This is a genomic window from Pontibacter ruber (assembly GCF_023630205.1).
GTDB classification, from domain to species: Bacteria; Bacteroidota; Bacteroidia; order Cytophagales; family Hymenobacteraceae; genus Pontibacter; species Pontibacter ruber.
Genome location: NZ_JALPRR010000004.1, coordinates 465,239 through 484,048, shown reverse-complemented (window position 1 = coordinate 484,048; position 18,810 = coordinate 465,239). Strand labels below are relative to the sequence as shown.

18 protein-coding genes are annotated in these 18,810 nt (G+C 47.9%); 8 read left to right on the top strand and 10 right to left on the bottom strand.

Annotated elements, in window-relative coordinates; all coding sequences use genetic code 11:
• The first annotated feature begins 122 nt into the window (after window positions 1-122).
• The gene (locus MJ611_RS18725; RefSeq protein WP_250431969.1) at window positions 123-839 is read left to right on the top strand and encodes a tRNA1(Val) (adenine(37)-N6)-methyltransferase; all 717 of its coding nucleotides are present in this window, start codon (window positions 123-125) and stop codon (window positions 837-839) included.
• A 717-nt stretch (window positions 840-1,556) separates the two neighbouring features.
• Here the strand turns inward: MJ611_RS18725 and MJ611_RS18720 are convergent.
• Complete coding sequence (locus MJ611_RS18720; protein ID WP_250431968.1) at window positions 1,557-2,906, bottom strand: saccharopine dehydrogenase family protein; 1,350 nt, start codon at window positions 2,904-2,906, stop codon at window positions 1,557-1,559.
• Window positions 2,907-3,031: 125 nt separating this feature from the next.
• Here MJ611_RS18720 and cdd point away from each other — a divergent pair, with 125 nt between their 5' ends.
• The 3 genes from cdd (at window position 3,032) to MJ611_RS18705 (ending at window position 5,270) form a co-directional block, all read left to right on the top strand.
• Window positions 3,032-3,517 carry a cytidine deaminase gene (cdd, locus tag MJ611_RS18715; protein ID WP_250431967.1) on the top strand — a complete coding sequence of 162 codons (486 nt, stop codon included), beginning with the start codon at window positions 3,032-3,034 and terminating at the stop codon, window positions 3,515-3,517.
• 201 nt (window positions 3,518-3,718) lie between these two features.
• Window positions 3,719-4,366, top strand: a complete 648-nt coding sequence (locus MJ611_RS18710; protein ID WP_250431966.1) for an alpha/beta hydrolase — start codon at window positions 3,719-3,721, stop codon at window positions 4,364-4,366.
• A gap of 151 nt (window positions 4,367-4,517) precedes the next feature.
• A complete protein-coding gene (locus tag MJ611_RS18705) occupies window positions 4,518-5,270 on the top strand; it encodes a hypothetical protein (protein WP_250431965.1) in 753 nt (250 codons plus the stop codon).
• 171 nt (window positions 5,271-5,441) lie between these two features.
• On the opposite strand, the gene MJ611_RS18700 is transcribed toward MJ611_RS18705, so the two are convergent.
• Window positions 5,442-6,734: a DUF5690 family protein gene (locus tag MJ611_RS18700; RefSeq protein WP_250431964.1), complete on the bottom strand. Its 1,293-nt coding sequence runs from the start codon at window positions 6,732-6,734 to the stop codon at window positions 5,442-5,444.
• 366 nt (window positions 6,735-7,100) lie between these two features.
• On the opposite strand from MJ611_RS18700, the gene MJ611_RS18695 reads away from it, so the two are divergent.
• Window positions 7,101-7,727, top strand: coding sequence for a toxin-antitoxin system YwqK family antitoxin (locus MJ611_RS18695; protein ID WP_250431963.1), 627 nt, complete (start codon window positions 7,101-7,103; stop codon window positions 7,725-7,727).
• A gap of 214 nt (window positions 7,728-7,941) precedes the next feature.
• Here MJ611_RS18695 and MJ611_RS18690 read toward each other — a convergent pair whose 3' ends face one another.
• On the bottom strand, window positions 7,942-8,802 hold the full coding sequence (locus tag MJ611_RS18690) for a class I SAM-dependent methyltransferase (protein ID WP_250431962.1): 861 nt from the start codon (window positions 8,800-8,802) through the stop codon (window positions 7,942-7,944).
• A 308-nt stretch (window positions 8,803-9,110) separates the two neighbouring features.
• Window positions 9,111-9,512, bottom strand: coding sequence for a VOC family protein (locus MJ611_RS18685; protein ID WP_250431961.1), 402 nt, complete (start codon window positions 9,510-9,512; stop codon window positions 9,111-9,113).
• Window positions 9,513-9,663: 151 nt separating this feature from the next.
• On the opposite strand from MJ611_RS18685, the gene MJ611_RS18680 reads away from it, so the two are divergent.
• Complete coding sequence (locus tag MJ611_RS18680; protein WP_250431960.1) at window positions 9,664-10,497, top strand: hypothetical protein; 834 nt, start codon at window positions 9,664-9,666, stop codon at window positions 10,495-10,497.
• A gap of 95 nt (window positions 10,498-10,592) precedes the next feature.
• Here the strand turns inward: MJ611_RS18680 and lgt are convergent, their stop codons facing one another.
• The 5 genes from lgt to MJ611_RS18655 form a co-directional block, all read right to left on the bottom strand.
• Complete coding sequence (gene lgt / locus MJ611_RS18675) at window positions 10,593-11,450, bottom strand: prolipoprotein diacylglyceryl transferase (protein ID WP_250431959.1); 858 nt, start codon at window positions 11,448-11,450, stop codon at window positions 10,593-10,595.
• A gap of 152 nt (window positions 11,451-11,602) precedes the next feature.
• Window positions 11,603-13,486, bottom strand: coding sequence for an NAD(+) synthase (gene nadE, locus MJ611_RS18670; RefSeq protein WP_250431958.1), 1,884 nt, complete (start codon window positions 13,484-13,486; stop codon window positions 11,603-11,605).
• Between the two features lie 276 nt (window positions 13,487-13,762).
• Window positions 13,763-14,503 carry a ribonuclease III gene (rnc, locus tag MJ611_RS18665; protein WP_250431957.1) on the bottom strand — a complete coding sequence of 247 codons (741 nt, stop codon included), beginning with the start codon at window positions 14,501-14,503 and terminating at the stop codon, window positions 13,763-13,765.
• Window positions 14,503-15,756 carry a beta-ketoacyl-ACP synthase II gene (gene fabF, locus MJ611_RS18660; protein ID WP_250431956.1) on the bottom strand — a complete coding sequence of 418 codons (1,254 nt, stop codon included), beginning with the start codon at window positions 15,754-15,756 and terminating at the stop codon, window positions 14,503-14,505. Before fabF ends, rnc begins: the two co-directional genes overlap by 1 nt.
• 66 nt (window positions 15,757-15,822) lie before the next feature.
• Window positions 15,823-16,059 carry an acyl carrier protein gene (locus tag MJ611_RS18655; RefSeq protein WP_007659745.1) on the bottom strand — a complete coding sequence of 79 codons (237 nt, stop codon included), beginning with the start codon at window positions 16,057-16,059 and terminating at the stop codon, window positions 15,823-15,825.
• A gap of 158 nt (window positions 16,060-16,217) precedes the next feature.
• Between MJ611_RS18655 and MJ611_RS18650 the strand changes: the two genes are divergently transcribed.
• Both MJ611_RS18650 and pyk read left to right on the top strand, forming a co-directional pair.
• Complete coding sequence (locus tag MJ611_RS18650; protein WP_250431955.1) at window positions 16,218-16,646, top strand: IPExxxVDY family protein; 429 nt, start codon at window positions 16,218-16,220, stop codon at window positions 16,644-16,646.
• Between the two features lie 2 nt (window positions 16,647-16,648).
• Window positions 16,649-18,076 carry a pyruvate kinase gene (pyk, locus tag MJ611_RS18645; RefSeq protein ID WP_250431954.1) on the top strand — a complete coding sequence of 476 codons (1,428 nt, stop codon included), beginning with the start codon at window positions 16,649-16,651 and terminating at the stop codon, window positions 18,074-18,076.
• A 264-nt stretch (window positions 18,077-18,340) separates the two neighbouring features.
• Here the strand turns inward: pyk and rpsT are convergent, their stop codons facing one another.
• Window positions 18,341-18,601: a 30S ribosomal protein S20 gene (gene rpsT, locus MJ611_RS18640; protein ID WP_250431953.1), complete on the bottom strand. Its 261-nt coding sequence runs from the start codon at window positions 18,599-18,601 to the stop codon at window positions 18,341-18,343.
• Window positions 18,602-18,810: the final 209 nt, after the last annotated feature.

Below are 18,810 nucleotides of genomic sequence, written 5' to 3'. Positions count from 1 at the left end.
TTGTCTGAATCAGGATTTACAGAATTGAAAGATTAATAGGATTAGGATTTTCTACTTCTCTACTTCTTTACTTAATTTCCTTATTCAAAATTCAGTCATTCAGTTATTCAAAATTCCCACCTGTGGCTAATTCTTATTTCCAGTTCAAGCAGTTCCGGGTAGAGCAGGATAAGTGCGCCATGAAAGTATGCACCGACTCCTGCGTATTCGGGGCATACGTGGACGTGAACAGTGCAAAGCGCATACTGGATATTGGTGCAGGAACTGGATTGTTATCCTTGATGGTAGCGCAACGATCCGGAGCAAGTATAGATGCCGTAGAGATCAACCCGGAAGCACAGGAGCAGGCAAAGGAGAATTTCAGCCAAAGCCCCTGGGCAGATAGGCTCATGCTTTACCCGATGAGCCTGCAGGAGTATGCACAGGAGACGCGTGCTATATACGATGTAATATTTTCCAACCCGCCATTTTTCCTGAGTTCTCTTAAATCAGAAAATGCTGCGAAGAATACCGCCAAACATACCGGCGACCTGTTGTTTGAAGATATTCTGACGTTCGCACAGCAACATCTTACATCGCAAGGGAAGCTATACTTACTGTTACCTCCGGCAGAAGCACAACACTTTTCTGACTTAGCCCGCAACCACAATTTATACTTGATCGAGACACTGGAAGTATACACCAGAGTAGGCGGCAAATGCATACGCCATATTCAGAGCTATTCTTTCGCTCCTGCAACTGCTCCGGTTGTAAAGCAACTGTTCATTCGGGAAGCTGACGCGGTTACGTATACTTCGGAAGTTAAGGAGTTGCTGCGGGAGTATTACCTGATCTTTTAGAGGTTGCTGTTAGGAAGCAACCAGCTGAATGCAATAATGAGAAAGAGGTGCCGTGTACGCTGTTCCGGATTTCCTGATCTGCGATTGACTTTCCCATGCCGCAAGTTTAGCGACAGCGCAACTTGTGGCTTACCTTGAGGCCAGTTTGTAACTGGCAGTATAAGTGGCATTCACTTTTCTGGCGCGGGAATTATTCCCGTGTCTAACTATAAAGTCGAATTTGCAAATCGACTGGTCCAGAGGCCCGCACGATAGCATGTCACGAGCGAGGACGCTCGCGCCATAGTTATAGATTGTCCTGGCAACGAAACCTACCCCTACCCCTCCCGAGAGGGGAATTTCTGCCGATCCTATCTTTAGAGTTATACTTTCATAGTTGTTGTGGTCCAACTACCCCTACCCCTCAGAGCTACGCTCGCGACTCTAAAGCTCTCGCTTTAGGTTGTCCTAAAGGGGATACTTGGTTAAAGTTGCATAGTGGCTCACGAAGCAGTTTCGTTTCCAGTCCTTGGGTAGAGCGCCTTCTGGGTTTCCGGTGCCACGACAGTGGCAGCCGTTAGGCAGGAAAGCTAGACAGCGCGATGCCCGAGGACGAGGCCCCGCGGCCCTGAGCGCACCAAAGTTAACTATAACATAATAGGCAAGTAAGACTGAGGAGTACAGGAAGCTACGAAGCTACAGACCAAAGTATAACTGCTATTAAAGCATCTTTTCCTCCTATACTTTCTCTATAACCCTCTCCTGCTCTACAAAGTCAATTCCGTAGTGCTTCAGCTCTTCCAGCACAGGTTCGTACAACTCCGGGTGGATCGGAATAACCACGCCGCGGTGGTTGATTTTACCCTGTAGCAGCAGCTTGGCAAGTATGGCGACGGGCAAACCTACCGTTTTAGCCATGGCCGTCTGCACGGAATCTTCGCCAATCACAACCAGGGAGGAACTAAGCTCGCGCTGCTCTCCGCTCAATTCATACTCGAACAGGTGCTGCATTACGATCATGTCTTTATCGCCCGGCTCCAGCTTCCACTTCGATACCAGCAGCTTTTCCAAAACTTGGGCAGGTGTGGCAGCCAACAGGTCTACGGGTGTGTCAGAGAACAGCCCCAGCCACTCGAGTTTTGCTATCACGTCACCATCTACAGGTAAGTTCAGGTAGCTGCTCAGGCGCTGCTGCAGCGATTGTACTTCGTTTGAGGCAGGGGGCAGGAAAGCCTCTAAAAAGCTTCTGTAGGTCATTTGTTCTACCCCTTCCAGGTCGTAGCTGTCGTCGGTCATGCCTAGTTGCACAAACACATCCCAGGCAGTACAGTAGCCTTTGCGGCGCAGGGTACCGCGCAGCATGGTCGGAATGTTGAGCAAACCATAGGGTTCGCGGTAGCTGAGCGAATCGCGGTTGGCATAGCCGTCGAAATGGCCGTAGCCCTCAACATACAACTCATCGGTTCGCCTGAAAAGCTGGTGATACGGAATATACTTATACTCGCCGTTCTTGATATACTTGGCCGTGCCCTGCCCTGCCAGCACCACGTTGCGCGGATTCCAGCTAAATTTATAGTTCCAGGGGTTGTTATCCGACTCCGGCGCCACCAGGCCGCCGGTATAAGATTTAAACGAAACGATCTCGCCGCCCTGCTCTTTTATGTGTCGTATTACCGCCATTGCCGACATGTGGTCGATACCCGGGTCCAGCCCTGACTCCATCAGGATCGTCAGGTTCTTGGCTTGCGCCTCCTCGTGCAGGTCCAGGAAGGCTGGCGTAACATACGAAGCCGTGATCAGGTGCTTCTCCTGCGCCATACATTCGCGTGCCACTTCTATGTGGAAAATAGCAGGCAACAATGATATAACCAGGTCTGCATTTCGTACCTCCTCTGCCCGTTGCGCCTCGTTGTGCACATCAAAAACAATGGCTTTGGCAAACTCAAGATCTGCAATCGTTGCCTGCAGGTGATCAACATTGATATCGCCTATCGTTATTTGCCAACCTTCGTAAGGGGCATGTTGCAAAAGGTATTGGATCAGAGAAGAGGCCGAGCGGCCCGCGCCAAGCAGCAGAATCTTTTTCATAGCGGAAGTGGTTTGCCCTTAAATTAGCAAATACCGCTAGCATGGCAAACGGCAAGTATGGTTTTGTCAGAATATTACGTTAAATTTATAGCCCTTTTCTAATTTTTATACCTATCAGGTTCTAAATGGCAAGTGAGCTAAACATACATATCCACATCGATGTGCTCGACTCGGTGGACGAACTGACAGAGCAGGAACTCAAAGCAATGGAGCTAGCGCAGCAGGCCGCCAACGATGCGTATGCTCCCTATTCTAACTTTTTGGTAGGTGCTGCGCTGGTGCTGGAAGATGGCACTATGTTCAAGGGCAGTAACCAGGAAAATGCCGCCTATCCCTCCGGACTTTGTGCCGAGCGCACCGCATTGTTCGCTTTAAGCGCGCACCACCCGAACAAAAAAATAAAATTGCTGGCGGTTACAGCCCGACGCCGGAGCGACACCACTTTTCTTCCGGCCATGCCTTGCGGCGCCTGCCGCCAGGTAATGGCCGAGTACGAGTATAAGCAAAAGGAGCCACTTCCGGTGCTGCTACAAGGCCCGGACGGCAAGTTCTACCGCTGCAACTCCGTAGCAGATCTGCTGCCTTTCCAGTTCACGCCGGACAACCTGTAGAGGTAGTTACAAATAAAGAATTACTAATTACGAATGGTGGTGTACTGTATCAGTAATGCCTTGCATTCAATATTTGCTAGCGCAATTTTGTAACTCGTGCCTTCAATTACCCCACTGACCTGAAAAGTCAGAAGAACATGTAGCAGGGAAGTAAACGGGTAAGTATACATTGCTTGAAAGTATAAAGTATAGCCAAACTCGATGCAGGAAAACAAGCTGATCGTGCCACGTACCGCCCGTTACTACACGTTGGGTACGTCCTCCGAAAAAACACGCAACCTCTGGATCGTGTGCCACGGCTATGGACAACTGGCGCGCTTTTTCCTGCGGCACTTCAGTGTGCTGGATGATGGCGAAACCGTTGTGGTCGCGCCCGAAGCACTTTCCAGGTTTTACCTCGATGGCTTTTCCGGACGAATAGGCGCGACCTGGATGACGAAGGAAGACCGCCTTTCGGAGATCGGGGACCAGGCCAGCTACCTGAACCTATTGCTTCAGCATATGCTTGAACAACTACCCCAGGATGTTCGGATTACAGTGCTTGGCTTTTCACAGGGTGGTGCCACGGTTAGCCGCTGGCTGGCTTCCGGCAATGTGCCTGTGCACCGGCTTATACTTTGGGCCGCCTCTTTCCCCGAAGACATCGATTTCAGTTCTGGCCAGGCTGCTTTTGCCGGTTTACCTGTTGCCATGGTCTATGGCTCCGAAGATGAGTTTATCACTGCTGAGGCATTGGATCGCAAGAAACAACTAATGGCACAGCTCGGGATCTCTCCTCAGGTTTATACTTTTGAAGGCGGCCATACTTTGCATGCAGATACGCTGCTGTTGGTGAATGAGCAGCTGTAGGAAGAAGGGCCTTTATGCTTTGCTTTAGCTGTTGCTACCGGGTTTGTTGTTGTATAAAGTATAACCTATCTTCAGATATAATGCAGATAAACGGAATAGACTTCCGTTTATACAGTAGTTGGTGTGTATTAACTAAAATAAAATATTTGATATGAGTGCATGGGGGCCTGCATTATTCTCTGATGATTTTGCCTGTGACATACGGGATGATTTCAAAGAATTAGTTGGTGAGGGAATGTCGCCTCAAAATGCCACTGACGAATTAATGGCGGCGTATAAAGAAGAAATGAATAATACCGATGAAGGTTCTGTATTTTGGCTTTCTTTGTCTTCAATTCAATGGTCTACTGGAAGACTTCTTGAAGAAGTAAAGCAAAAAGCTTTATCTATTATTGAGAATGGAGCTGATTTACATAGGTGGAGTGAGGACAAAAAGCTACTTGATAAAAGAAAACAAGTATTAGAAAAACTTAAGGTTCAATTACTTTCACCTCAGCCTAAGTCCAAAAAGTTGCCAAAGATTTATAAGGAAAACACCCCATATAATATTGGTGATATATTTAGTTACAGGCACTCCACAGGAAATTATGCATTGCTAAGGGTTATTGGCATACATCAAGACAAAGGAGGACGCTCTGCAGTGTGTGAATTACTTGATTACTTTGAAAGAGAAATAGATACAAGTAAAGATTTCTCTTCTACACCAATCAAAGCGATTTATAATCCTCATTCACCCATAACAAAATTCATGGCAGCTGAGATAAGTGCAAAATATGCTCCTAAGCAAGAAATATTCAAGTTAATTGCAGCAAATACTAAACCTGTTCAAATTCCCAGAGGTTATTCAGCACTGTTTTGGAGAGACATGGATAAGCATTTATCAACGGCCTTTGAAAACGAATAAAAATAACACACACCAATCAGGTGCAAAAGCCATGCTACGGCCGACGGGCCTTGCACGCCTCATGCACGAGTACGTTATAAATCCACTCAACCAATACCCCTCCCAACCACTCATCACTAGTACAAAAACCAGCCAAGTCAAGTAACCAAAACCTCTCCTAAAACTGACCTTTTATACTTGCACTTTCTGTGCAGCGCTTAAATCCCGGTCCTTCACCTTTTCATACTTCCTTCCGAAATAGACCATGGAAAATACGGTAAGCAGGATACCGATTACCGAAAGGCCTATTACGCTGTTGGAGAAGAAAGTTACCCAGTTTAACTGCACCCGAAAGATCTCTTTGCTGAACAACACCCCAACGCTGCCTACATACCCAAACGAATCAGCCAGGTAAATCAAGAAGCCTACGTTTCCGGTATACTTAAACGTGGATATCAGCCGGTCGAAGAACACCGCGTTGAATGGGATGTACACCATGTACAAGCCCAGCCCGACCAGCGTCATCCACCAGATCGGCTCTATTGAGTTTGCAGCAAAAAGCGAGGTAGAAACACCGGCTACTACAAATCCGATCAGGATGAAAATATGCGCCGTTTGCAGCGCTTTGTAGTTGTTTTTGATGAGCACCATGCTGCCGATCAGCACCAGGATGATCAGGGTGATAGGCGTTTCTGTTTTCGAAAAAATAGCCGGCTGATCAAAATAGCCCAGCTCTTTCCACATCTCTGCACCAAAGTTATCGCGGATGTCGCGGAAGATGGTAGCAAAGCAGTAGATCAGCACGCAGGCGGCAATACCGGCATAAAATTCCTTCACAAAACCTTTCCGGTCCTCTTCGGTCATGGCTGATCGCTCTGTCCGGAGTTGAACATCTTCCTCGCTGGGTGGCGGGATCCGCTCCATCAGGTAAACGAAAAGCAAAAGCGGCAGGGCGAAAACCAGGCCCGTGTAAAACGGTACCCAGAACTCTGATACGCTGAACTCCACCATCAGCCAGGCACCAACCGATTTAACAAACCCGGAAGCAAAAATGAAGCTGACCGCTAACGTTGCTCCAATAAAATCGGTGCTTCTGCGGCCTTCCACATAAGAGAAAACCACTCCCCAAAGCATACCTAACGGGAAACCGTTGATGAAAAGGAAAACAATGTTGTAAGGCAGCGGCACAAGCGCGAAAAGCAGCCAGCTCAGCCAGGCAATCCCCGTCAGGAGGAGAATGACCTGGCCCCGGCCGGTACGTTTGAGTTCTGAAATATACTTGATACCATAGAATTTGGCCAGCAGGTAACCCAACACCTGGCTGATGACCAGTATGGTTTTGTAGCTGTAGCCGGCTATCTCAATCCCGTCGAAAGTGGCCACCGTAAAAGACTTCCGGAAGCCAAAGATCATGGTATAGGTTAGAAAAACTACTACGGCGGCATATAGCCCGACTTTTACCTGGCTACTATTCTTGTTCGTCATTTCTAACATACCGGTTATCTCAATTAGCTGGATTGAAATTTCACTTTGTAATTAGAAATGTAGTCAATCCTGATGAAAGTTACCAGTTAGCTGATGAGATTTGTCAGCGTTTCTTCGGAAGGCTTTTTTACCGCATTGTTGTTTTTCTCATCAATAAGCCATACTTCGATTGCTTATGATCTATAATACCCTCCGATTAATTCTATACTTTTGATGGTTATTAATTTCTATCATAATACAGGAAGTATTCATGATGATGTTGAGCTAAATAAAATACTTACTCTCTACTAGCAGTATTGTGCTAGAGACGAAGATTTATAGACATTTAACTCTTTAGTATTTCCAGCAGGAGTAGACAAAAAATAAATGAGAAATATTAACAGCTTTATCGGAGTACTATTTCCGCTATTACTACTTGCATGTACCAGCAATGAGCAAAGAGTAGTCAAAACCTATTATGAGGATGGAGTATTAGAATCTGAAGTACGGTTAATCAGTGATAAATTACATGGAGAGTCTAAGTACTATTATCCCAATGGTAAACTGAAGTTATTAATCCCTTGCATAGATGGTAAAATTGATGGACAGTCATTTGAGTATTTTGATAGCGGGAGTCTGAAAGTGACTAAAAGCTTCAAAGAAGATACGCTACATGGTTGGACCATGAGCTACTCTAAGAATGGGAAGGTGAGGACTAAAACAAAGTATGTCAAAGGTATGACCAGCTTCAGTGTCGCTTTTTTTGACAGTGGCGATACTGTCGCATTTTACAATAAGGGAAAAGCAATCCGATACTTCGAGAATGGAAAAATAGAGCAAATTACCTGTAGTCAAGGGCAGGAGATAAGCACTGTCAGAAATCTAAGGTTTAGTCGGGATGGAAATATCATTAAGCATGAAGAACCGCTGGGATGTCTGACCAGACGTGACTCTTTGCTATTGGATGAGCAATATCCAAACTGGAAAGGAAGTTTGATGAATTCTCTTGATTAGTAATTAGCTTAACTAATAGTAAACTCCCGCACTTGTGGGTGCTCTTACCAATAAACTATACTTCAACCGCCTTATACTTGCTGGTGAAAACATGCAGCAAGGGCATACGTCCTACCAGGTTACGTACGCCCACAATGCCTCTGCTAAACGAGCTCGTTTGCTGCATCCCTTATCTGAGACCAGAAATACCTCTGTAATTTCTACACTTACTCTTTCAGCACTGAACGGTTACGCGCAGGAACGTGGCTGGGATCAGGAGGGTGTTTTCCTGCTTGCTTTCGTTTTTGCTGTTGAACAGCTCTTCCAGTTCACGCTGCAACCCCTCGGCTTTGCCATTCTTTTCCGCTGCTTCAAACGCATTCATGGTTGGGCCATAGTAATGCCTGAACCTGCGCACAAACTCTAACGGCGGGAAAGGCGCTTTGAAAGTATAAGTATCTTTTAGGAAGGAGATATTCTCTTCAGGCACGCCCGCTTTGGTGAAGCGTTCGATAACATGACTTTCTACGCCCCATAGCATCGGGCTTATAAATCCTTCCGGTGGAGGCGGTGTGTAGGCAGAACTGATCCTGAGTAGTTGGGCTACAAGAGTAGGATCTCCCGGTATCCAGTTGCCCATAACAACCCGCCCGCCCGGACGCGTAACCCGTACCATTTCTTTGGCCACTTCAAATGGCTTAGGGGCAAACATGGCACCAAAGATACTCATCGCAAGATCGAAGCTCTTATTCTGCAGACCCTGCAAGTCGCAGGCGTCCCCTTCCTGAAACTTAATATTGGTCAGTCCTTCCTCTTCAGCCCGTCTCTTTGCGGCAGCCACAAGCTTACTGGAGATGTCTACCCCCAACACATTGGCTCCCAGTTTAGCTGCCGGAATGGCAGTGGTACCATCGCCGCAGCCAAGGTCAAGTACGTCGAGCCCTGCCTTTACGCCGAGTGCTGCCACCAGGGCAGCCCCGCTTTCGCGCATGGTCTCTGCTATACGGGTAAAATCACCCTTCTCCCACAAGGCCTTGTTGGGGTTCACGGAGGGCTGACCAGTCGAGTTTTGCTTTACAGCTGCTGATTCGTTCATGGTATTAAAGATTTTAGAAAGTAAGTTCAGCTTCCGAGGGTGAAGAAAAGTGGAGCAGTAAGATAAGGCAGGCAGTAACATTATACTTATAACAAGTATAATGTTACTGTTTTACGATCAGCAATTTAGCTTGTTCAACGTATTGATTTTAAATTACAAGCCATACTTCCACTGCCTTTATACTTGCTGGTGAAAACACGCAGCAAGGGCTTACGACCTACCGGCTTTATACTTTTGCTGCTCCGTATCTTATTCAATCAATCAAAATTGAGTTATTCAGAATTAGTATTCACTCATTCAAAATTCAATCATTTCCCTCCCCTCTCCCACATGCCTGTCATCACCACCTCCAGCAGGTGTTTGTCGGGGTCGCGGAAGTAGAAAGAGAGGTAGCCGCCACCCCAGTCATACTCCTGTTCTACCGGTATGCCCAGGCGCTTTACTTTTTCCTTCCAACCGTCATACTGCTCTTTTTCGACTTCAAAAGCCAGGTGCAGGTGCCCGCTGCCGTAGTGCGGCGGTAGCTTGCCTTCTTTCCGGGAGGCTTCCGATATAAAGCACAGCAGCACCGACTCCCCTGCCCTGAAGAAGACGTGCCTGTTGGGCACCTCCCCGATCACCTGCATTCCTAATTTACCATTATAGAAGGCTTTGCTTTGCTCCAGGTCTGACACATACAGGCAGGTCTCCTTTATCTTCTTGAAGTTCATGCGTTTGATATTTATATAAGTAATTCAGGAATCCGCAGGACCAAACCACCCTGACTGTCAATTACAGGATATTTACGCAACCATACGGCAACTGCTTGCCGTTATACAATTCACCGGTTACCGCTACTTTAAACCCTATGCTATGAAGCTTATGACGAAAGTACTACTCCTGTTTCTGCCCCTTGTGGCCCTCCTGTTCTATTTTCTACGGGACGGAAACACAGGTAGTGCTAACCCGCCCGGAAAACTCACCAAACTTGCTGCGTTGCCCGAACAGGTAAAAGAAAGCTCGGGTGTTGAAGTGCTTCCGAAAAACGGCCATTTTATAACCCACAACGATGCCGGCAACAAACCTTATTTGTATGAGCTGGATGAGAAAGGCAAACTCATCGAGACGTATAAACTACAGCTGCCTAACGTAGATTGGGAAGCGCTGGCCCGGGATGATGAGGAGAATTTTTACATCGGCGATACAGGCAACAACGACAACAGCCGCCGCGAGCTCGCTGTCTATAAAGTAAGTTTGGCTGATATTGATAACCCAGAAGCTATCCGCTATACTTATGAAGATCAGAAAGCCTACCCTCCTGCCAAAAAAGAAATGAACTTCGATTGTGAGGCAATATTCTGGTACGGGGGCAACGTTTACCTGATCTCCAAAGACAGAGGGCGCAAACAAACGGCCAAAGTATACCAACTGTCTGACGAGCCGGGCAAGCACCAGGCAAAACTGGTTGGGAGCGTAAAGCTAAACAAGCCGGTAACTGATGCAGCAGTGAGCCCTGATGGCAAAAGCGTTGTGTTGCTCAGCGAAGGGGGCATGCACTTGTTCGCAGGCCTCAGCGACCCGACTACATTCTTCAAAAACAAGTATAAGAGCATTCCCTTAAAAGAAGCCGGGCAGACGGAAGGAGTCGCTTTTGAAGACAATAGCACGTTGGTGATCACAAGCGAGGGCGGCAACCTGTACAGGTATAAACTATAAATTGGCGAAAGTATACTTTGCTTTAAACGTAAACAGGAGCGCCTGGCAGAATAACTGCCAGGCGCTCCTGTTTTTATACTTGCTGCAAAAGCCTTTTACTTGTTTGCCTTCGCTTTAGGCTGATCTTCTGCCGTCAGTCTGCCGCCAGGCAAGGCTGGCTTCGGATTCTGCCACACCCGGAACAGGATGAAGATACCCACCAGGATAAGCGGAATGCTCAGGATCTGCCCCATGTTCAGGGCCATGGTGTTTTCAAAATCCTCCTGGTTCTCTTTCAGGAACTCCACCAGGAAGCGGAACGTGAAAAGCGCCGTAACGAAAATACCGAAAAGCAAGCCTTTTGGCAGCGCGCTTTTATACTTGTTCCAAAGCCAGTACAGCCCTACAAATAACAGGAACACACTTAGCGCCTCATACAATTGCGTTGGATGGCGCGGCACCTGCGAAAATTCAGTGTTACGCACAAAAATAAAGGCCCACGGCACGTTTGTCGGGTGGCCGAAGATCTCGGAGTTCATCAGATTACCCATGCGGATGAGGGCTCCTCCCAAAGCCACCACGATCACGATACGATCAAGCACCCACATATAATCGAATTTCTGCCGGCGGCTGAAGATCCAGAGCGCAAGCAAAATACCGATCGTAGCGCCATGGCTGGCCAGACCGCCTTCCCATATCTTCAGGATCTCGATCGGGTTACTCAGGTAGTAATCCGGGGCATAAAACAAGGTATGGCCCAGGCGTGCGCCCACCACCGTACCAATGATCATGTACAGCGTGATCACATCCACATCGCCTTCCGTGCGGCCTTCTGCCACATAAATTTTAGTGAGGATGCGCTGCCCCAGCAGGAAACCGAGCGCGAAAAGCAGGCCATACCACCTGATGGAAAGCGGGCCTATGGAAAAGATCTCCGGATCAACATTCCAGGTAATATACTGAAGGATGCTCATAGTCGTGTGTAAGGTAATGGTCAAAGTTACAATAATTCGGGAGAAGGTAAAAAGCCATGCGCTGCAACAGGGTAACCTTAAAACAGAACAGCCTCTCCTGCTACAGGTGCAGGAGAGGCTGCTTTATACTTGTTTATACTTGGCAAGTCAGGTTAATCGCGCAACGACAACAACTCATCGCGGAAGCCTCCGCTCAGGATCGGGAAACGAAGCCAGCTGCGTGGGTTCAGGTTATAGTCGTCGAGGTGGAACGAGGGCGCATAGCGCTCACGTTTCCACTGGTTACGTGTCCATAAAGTATAAAACTTCTCCACATAGGCTTCGGCCACATCTTCCGAAGCCGTGCCATCTGCCAAGAGCTGCTCGTATACTTGTTTTGGAGAGAGGCGATCGTAGAAGGCAAGCCGTTCGATCTTGTTGAGTATCTCATAAGGCATCAGATCCTTCTCATCGGTCTGTGCTTCGGATGAAGGCCGCAACTCGGCGGTTGGCTGCAGGCTATTGACGTACTGCAGCCCTTCGTAGCCAAGCTCGCGCTGCATCCAGATCAGGAACTGCCGGATAAAGGCTTTGTCTATACCTGCGATCGGTGAGATACTACCTGCCGTATCGCCATCCATGGTAGCATAGCCTACGGCGGCCTCGCTGCGGTTAGAGGTAGCCAGCAACAATGCGTTGTTGATGTTGGCCAGCATCCAGATACCAGGAGCACGCACCCGTGCCTGTATGTTCTGCAGCGTTACATCATCCTTCTCCCAGGTCAGGGTTCTGTCAATAGCATCCTCTATCTTGGAGATATACCCTCTTACTTCATCATCGATGGTCCAGGCATGAAACACAGCACCGATCGATTCCGCCAGCTCGCGGGCTGACGTAAAAGTATCATCCGAGGAGTTAACTGTGCCTTGGTAAGCGCAGGTAAGCAAGCGGCCTACCAGTTCTCTTACCACCTGCTCTTCGGGTATCATATCGAAATAAGCAGCATCTTTCAATCCGAACATGCGGGCTTTTGCCACAAACCCCAGCACGCCCAGTTGCTCCACGCCCCGTCGCACCATTTCGGCCACGGCCACAGCACACAACGACGAATCGGCGCCGCCGCTCAGCGACAGCACAAAGCCACGGCTGCGGCTCTTGCGCATATAATCAAACAGTGCCAGGCTCAGCGCTGCGATCAGTTCCCTGTTCTCGTCAATGGGTGGAAGGTATTCTATCGTTTCAGCAATGGTGGGGTTATCGCCAAAGCATACTTCGGCCAGTTCCAAGTCTACATCCTTAAAGCTCAACAGCTCGTTGCGGCGTATCAGTTTGCCGTTCTGGGCAATGAGCACCTCCCCGTCGTAGATCATACTGCCAGCTTCGTTGCCAAGCAGGTTCGCATACAGGTAGGCGCAGCGGTACTTCTGCGAAGCCTCCACTACCAGCCTGTGGCGTACGTCTGTTTTACTCAGGGCAAAGTGGCTTGCGCTTGGGTTCAGGATCAACTGCACGCCTTTAGGCAGGTGCCGCTCTGCCGGGCGGTTAGGGCGCCAGGCATCCTCGCATATCTCGAAGGCAAACTTTACGCCCTGCTCTTCATAAATGATATCACCGATAGGGTAGCGCTGCCCCAGCACTTCGAATTCCTGTACTTCGTTGGCCGGCCAGGGTGTAAACCAGCGTGGCTCGTAATGCACGCCATCCCGGGCCAGGAATTGCTTGGCAGTAAATCCAACGATCTCTTTGTTTCTGATAACGCAGGCGGTGTTGTATACATCGCGGCCCAGCAGCAAATGCACTCCCAGGCAAACTGTTATGCCCTCACACCATTCCTTCACCTGCAGCAGCTTCCCGAATGTTTCATCAGCCAGCCATGGGTGCAGAAAAAGATCTTCGCAACCATAGCCTGTTATGCAAAGCTCCGGCAGTAACAGGATGTCTACGTTATGGGTAATAGCTTCTGTAATAGCATTCTTTATATTCAGGAGATTGTTCTCCCAATCCAAGGGTGTCTGGTTTAGGGCGGCGCCCGCCAGTATAAGCTTAGTTTCTTCCATATGGGCTCTTGAACGCAACTATGTGCAGGCAAGTTAGCCTTAATTGTTGAATTGCTTTATTGTTAAATTGCTTGGACGCAGGAGTGGATACTAGTGCCTGCAAAGTCCAGTTCTACCTCGACTTACATTTAATCGGTAAGAGAACAAGTGTACAAAGAAGTGCTGAGAAAAGAATCGGAAAAGATAAAGGAAGGATGATAATTAAACTAAATCAAAATGCCTAGCAAGCCAGGCTATAGTTTAACTATAACAAGTAAGCAATCAACAATTTAGCAATTACTCGATCTTAAGGAGCTCCACGGCTTTTTCGGCAGCGGCCTGGTCGGCTTTCTTTTTAGACAGCCCGGCAGCAGCGGCAATAGGCTTGTCGTCGATGTAAATCTCGCAGGTAAATTCAGTGGTGTTGCCGTGCTGCTTGCGGTGTACGATCTCGAAGCGGATATCCAGGTTCTGGCTTTGCGCCCACTCGATCAGCTTGCTCTTGAAGTTAGACGTGGTGTTAACCAGTTTGTGCAGATCAACATGGGGTTTGATCAACCGGCCAAGTATAAAGCGGCGGGTCTGGTCATATCCTTTGTCTAGGTAAATGGCCCCTACCAGCGCCTCCAGGGCATTGCCGTTTACAGATTTGTGCCGGGTACTGGAGCTGCTTGTATCTACTTTTACCAGCAGGTTCAGCCCGATCTTCAAGGCAATATGATTCAGCGACTCCCGGTTCACAATGCGGGAGCGGATCTCGGTCATAAAGCCTTCGTCTTCGTACGGAAATTTCTTGAAGAGCAGTTCGGCCACCACAGCGCCAAGTACAGCATCCCCTAAAAACTCCAGACGCTCGTTGGTCTCGTGCTTACCGGCAGCTGCCTGTCGAGCGAACGAGGTATGGGTAAGGGCAAGCTTATACAGGCGGATATTATCGGGTGTGGAGCCAATAATACCGGCAATAGCGCGTATTAATTCTTTATCTCGGGTAAATAAACGTTGATAAAAGCGCCGAACCGGTTTAATTGGACCAAACACTAATCCTTAAATTGTCTGAATAAAACAGAAGTGTTGTGACCACCAAAACCGAAGGTATTGCTCAGGGCAACACGTACTTCACGCTCCTGTGCCTTGTTGAACGTAAAGTTCAGGCGCGGATTGAAGCTCTCGTCATCGGTAAAGTGGTTAATAGTAGGTGGCACCAGGCTGTTCTGCATAGCCAGGATCGAAGCAATTGCCTCAATAGCTCCGGCAGCACCCAGTAAGTGTCCTGTCATCGATTTGGTAGAGCTGATGTTGAGGTTGTAGGCATGGTCGCCAAACACAGTCTCAATAGCTTTTGCCTCACTGATGTCACCAAGTGGTGTGGATGTACCGTGCACGTTGATGTAGTCTACTTCCTCCGGTCTGATGTTGGCATCGCGCAGTACGTTTTTCATTACGTTCAGCGCACCCAAACCTTCCGGGTGTGGAGCAGTGATATGGTACGCATCAGCAGACATACCGCCACCAATGATCTCAGCATAGATCTTGGCACCGCGTGCTTTTGCATGCTCATACTCTTCTACGATCAGGGCACCAGCACCTTCGCCCAGCACAAAGCCGTCACGGTCTTTGTCGAACGGACGCGAAGCAGTTTCCGGGGAATCGTTGCGCTCTGAAAGGGCTTTCAGGGCGTTAAAACCTCCGATACCGGCCTCCGTTACAGCAGCCTCCGAACCACCCGTTACAATCACATCGGCCATACCCAGGCGGATATAGTTGAACGAATCGATGATGGCGTTGGTAGCAGAAGCACAGGCAGATACGGTCACAAAGTTAGGACCGCGGAAGCCATACTTAATGGAGATCTGGCCAGCGCTGATGTCGGCGATCATCTTCGGGATGAAGAAAGGATTGAAACGAGGCGTTCCGTCACCGTTGGCAAAGTTTACGCACTCTTCCTGGAAGGTACGCAGGCCACCGATACCAGAGCCCCAGATCACACCTACGCGGTCAGGGTTGAAACTTCCTTCAACCAGGTTTGCGTCCTGGACTGCCTCATCGGCAACAATCATCGCAAACTGGGTAAACAGGTCCATTTTACGGGCCTCTTTACGGTCGAAGTAATTCTCAGGCACATATCCTTTTACTTCACAGGCAAACTGGGTCTTAAACTTACTCGCGTCGAAACGTGTAATAGGTGCGGCTCCACTCACGCCATTAGACAATCCGTTCCAGTATTCGGATACCGTACTTCCAATTGGCGTGAGTGCGCCTAGCCCAGTAACTACAACTCTCTTAAGCTCCATAAGCTGCTAGTAGAGGATAGATAGTAGAAATTTAATCTTGATAAACTAAGGGTAATAAGGGTAATGTTATTTTGCGTGCTCCTCCAGGTAGCTGATAGCCTGACCTACAGTAGCGATGTTTTCAGCCTGATCATCTGGGATAGATACGTTGAATTCTTTTTCGAATTCCATGATAAGCTCAACAGTATCCAAAGAATCAGCGCCAAGGTCGTTAGTGAAGCTCGCCTCTGGAGTAACCTCTGACTCTTCAACACCAAGCTTATCAATGATGATAGCTTTTACTTTTTCTGCGATTTCTGACATTTTTCTTATAGTTATTTAAAACACTGTGCAAAGAAATATATTTCGACAGACAATGTCAAAAAAAATTACTCTTATCCTTCTCTTTCAAAACTTTTGTATCCAATTTGCCTTTTTACTGGTTAAGGTTCTTATTTTTGAGAATTACTGCTTACTACACCATGAAACCAATGCAGCTGGACATAGAGTATGATTACGGATTTACCCTCTTTGGGGTGGTATCTCCTATCAAAGACTACAAGCTGGCCTGGGCATTGAACAGATTATTTAATCTGCATCTTGTTAAGCAGCAGGACCTTTGCTACGATTTACAGGAAAAAGAACGGCTTCTGATTTCCAACTATGCACATAGCACAGAGCACAGTATCATCCGGCTGTTCCGTAACAAGGCATTCGGCACGCAGAACCTGAAAAAAGCATTCATGCTCCCCGACCTCAAAGAATTTGATTATGTGCTGCAGGTTACAGGAGGCATGCAACAATACCATCCTCAGGAATTTATAAACAGACTTATAAAATCTTCGATGGTGCAGTACGTGAAACAATTTGATCCGCTTACACTTAAGTTCAGGGAGAACCTGATTTTCTAACGATGAACATTTCTTTTAATAAAACGAAAGTACTGGCCACTATCGGCCCTGCCAGCAACACTCAAGATATGCTGTTGGCTTTAGTACAGGCCGGCGTGGATGCCTTTCGCCTTAATTTCTCACACGGCGAACACGAGCAGCACTTGCAGGTGATAAATTATGTGCGCGATATAAACAAACAGTACAACACAAACATCTGCCTGGTGCAGGACCTGCAGGGCCCTAAGATCCGGATCGGCGAAGCTGAAGGCGGCGGTGTAGAAATAAAAGAAGGAGAGCGCATCAAGATTGTTTGCGATGGTTCGGTAAGTGTACCAGGCAGACTCTCTACGAGCTATACTTTGCTGGCCAAAGACGCACACGTGGGCGACCGTATCCTCATCGACGATGGCAAACTGGAAGCAAAAGTTGTGCACACCGATCACGACCTTGAAGTAGAGGTTGAAGTAATTTATGGAGGTCTGGTAAAACCACGCAAAGGAATCAACCTGCCCGACACCAAAGTATCCGCACCTTCCCTGACTGAGAAAGACCTGCGCGACCTGCACTTTGGCCTGGACCATGATGTTGAGTGGGTGGCCCTTTCTTTTGTGCGCAAAGTAGAAGACATCCAGGAGATCAAGCGTATCATAGCGGAGCGTGGCAAAGACACCCGCGTAATTGCCAAGATCGAAAAGCCGGAAGCGATCAAAAACATAGACGAGATCATACATGCATCGGATGCACTGATGGTAGCCCGTGGCGATCTGGGTGTAGAGATCGGTATGGAGCAGGTGCCTATGCTGCAGAAGATGATTGTGGAGAAATGTAACAAGGCTTCCAAGCCTGTTATTATTGCCACACAGATGATGGAGAGCATGATCGTAAACCCTCGCCCGACACGCGCCGAGACCAACGATATCGCCAACGCTGTAATAGACGGTGCAGACACCCTGATGCTCAGTGCTGAAACAGCTGCGGGTGCCTACCCGATCGAGACCATCAGAAGCATGAACCTTACCATCCAGAACGTGGAACTACACGCGGATGTGTTTAACAAAAGCTACGTGCTGAACCCGCACTCCGACACGTTCTACAGCGACAGCCTGGTTGCGAACGCCTGTAACCTGGCCCGCGACACCAACGCACGCGCTATCATCGGCATGACCAAATCCGGTTATACTGCATTCCAGATAGCCAAGCACCGTCCTAAATCCGATATCTTCATTTTCACGGAAAACAAAAGGCTCCTGAGCACCCTGAACCTGGTATGGGGAACACGCGGCTTTTTCTATGACAAGTTCGAATCTACGGACGCAACCATTGCCGACATCAAACAGATTCTGATCGACAGCGGTTACCTGAACAAAGGAGATGTGTTCATCAACACGGCCAGCATGCCGCTTGTTGAGCAGAAGCGTACAAACATGATCAAGTTAAGTATAGTATAGCTTTATACTTAGCCTACATGCAAAAGCCCGAAGCAATGCGTTGCTTCGGGCTTTTTGTTTTATAGTATGTATAGGACTACCTCACAGCACTGCTCAGCTCAGTTGCGGTTCTATACCACTGCTTGCACATGCAAGTATAACGCATGCCAGCGTAATAGGACGCATTTATACTTCTCAAGCTGTTGCTTTACCCCTCCTGTATGGCTACAAACACAAAAAGCCTTACACGCTAGTGTAAGGCTTCGGAAACGGTGTCTACAAAAATTAAGCTGCAGCCAGGCCGTTAACGAATTTCGCTAACTTAGACTTGTTGTGAGCAGCCTTGTTTTTGTGGATGATGTTTTTCTTAGCCAGACGGTCAATCATTGAAGAAACTGTCTTGTACAGTTCCTGCGCCTCACCCTGATCAGTAGTGCTCTTCAACCTTTTGATGAAAGTACGAGTAGTTTTCGCCTGATATCTGTTACGAAGACGTTTTGCGTTATTCGCTCTGATTCTCTTTAATGCCGACTTGTGGTTAGCCATGTTATTTTATAATAATGAATTAAATCTTTGTTCCGATTCCTTAATGAGTTTGCAAAGGTAAACCCTTTCAACTTAATTTCCAAAGCCTCTCCCCGATAAATCTAGTGAAAAACTTATTTCAACGGTATCGCTGAGTTTCCCTTAACTGCCTGAGCATTGTATTACTATACCTGCAACTGCTGTGCATAGCTTACCGGAAGGTAGTGACG

Excerpts from the sequence above, each read along its gene's own strand:
- rpsT (WP_250431953.1), bottom strand. The coding sequence starts at position 18,601 with ATGGCTAACCACAAGTCGGCATTAAAGAGAATCAGAGCGAATAACGCA.
- MJ611_RS18680 (WP_250431960.1), top strand. The coding sequence starts at position 9,664 with ATGACGAAAGTACTACTCCTGTTTCTGCCCCTTGTGGCCCTCCTGTTC.
- MJ611_RS18655 (WP_007659745.1), bottom strand. The coding sequence starts at position 16,059 with ATGTCAGAAATCGCAGAAAAAGTAAAAGCTATCATCATTGATAAGCTT.
- MJ611_RS18705 (WP_250431965.1), top strand. The coding sequence starts at position 4,518 with ATGAGTGCATGGGGGCCTGCATTATTCTCTGATGATTTTGCCTGTGAC.
- MJ611_RS18720 (WP_250431968.1), bottom strand. The coding sequence starts at position 2,906 with ATGAAAAAGATTCTGCTGCTTGGCGCGGGCCGCTCGGCCTCTTCTCTG.
- MJ611_RS18690 (WP_250431962.1), bottom strand. The coding sequence starts at position 8,802 with ATGAACGAATCAGCAGCTGTAAAGCAAAACTCGACTGGTCAGCCCTCC.
- MJ611_RS18650 (WP_250431955.1), top strand. The coding sequence starts at position 16,218 with ATGAAACCAATGCAGCTGGACATAGAGTATGATTACGGATTTACCCTC.
- MJ611_RS18710 (WP_250431966.1), top strand. The coding sequence starts at position 3,719 with ATGCAGGAAAACAAGCTGATCGTGCCACGTACCGCCCGTTACTACACG.
- MJ611_RS18695 (WP_250431963.1), top strand. The coding sequence starts at position 7,101 with ATGAGAAATATTAACAGCTTTATCGGAGTACTATTTCCGCTATTACTA.
- cdd (WP_250431967.1), top strand. The coding sequence starts at position 3,032 with ATGGCAAGTGAGCTAAACATACATATCCACATCGATGTGCTCGACTCG.
- fabF (WP_250431956.1), bottom strand. The coding sequence starts at position 15,756 with ATGGAGCTTAAGAGAGTTGTAGTTACTGGGCTAGGCGCACTCACGCCA.
- nadE (WP_250431958.1), bottom strand. The coding sequence starts at position 13,486 with ATGGAAGAAACTAAGCTTATACTGGCGGGCGCCGCCCTAAACCAGACA.
- pyk (WP_250431954.1), top strand. The coding sequence starts at position 16,649 with ATGAACATTTCTTTTAATAAAACGAAAGTACTGGCCACTATCGGCCCT.
- MJ611_RS18685 (WP_250431961.1), bottom strand. The coding sequence starts at position 9,512 with ATGAACTTCAAGAAGATAAAGGAGACCTGCCTGTATGTGTCAGACCTG.
- lgt (WP_250431959.1), bottom strand. The coding sequence starts at position 11,450 with ATGAGCATCCTTCAGTATATTACCTGGAATGTTGATCCGGAGATCTTT.
- MJ611_RS18700 (WP_250431964.1), bottom strand. The coding sequence starts at position 6,734 with ATGACGAACAAGAATAGTAGCCAGGTAAAAGTCGGGCTATATGCCGCC.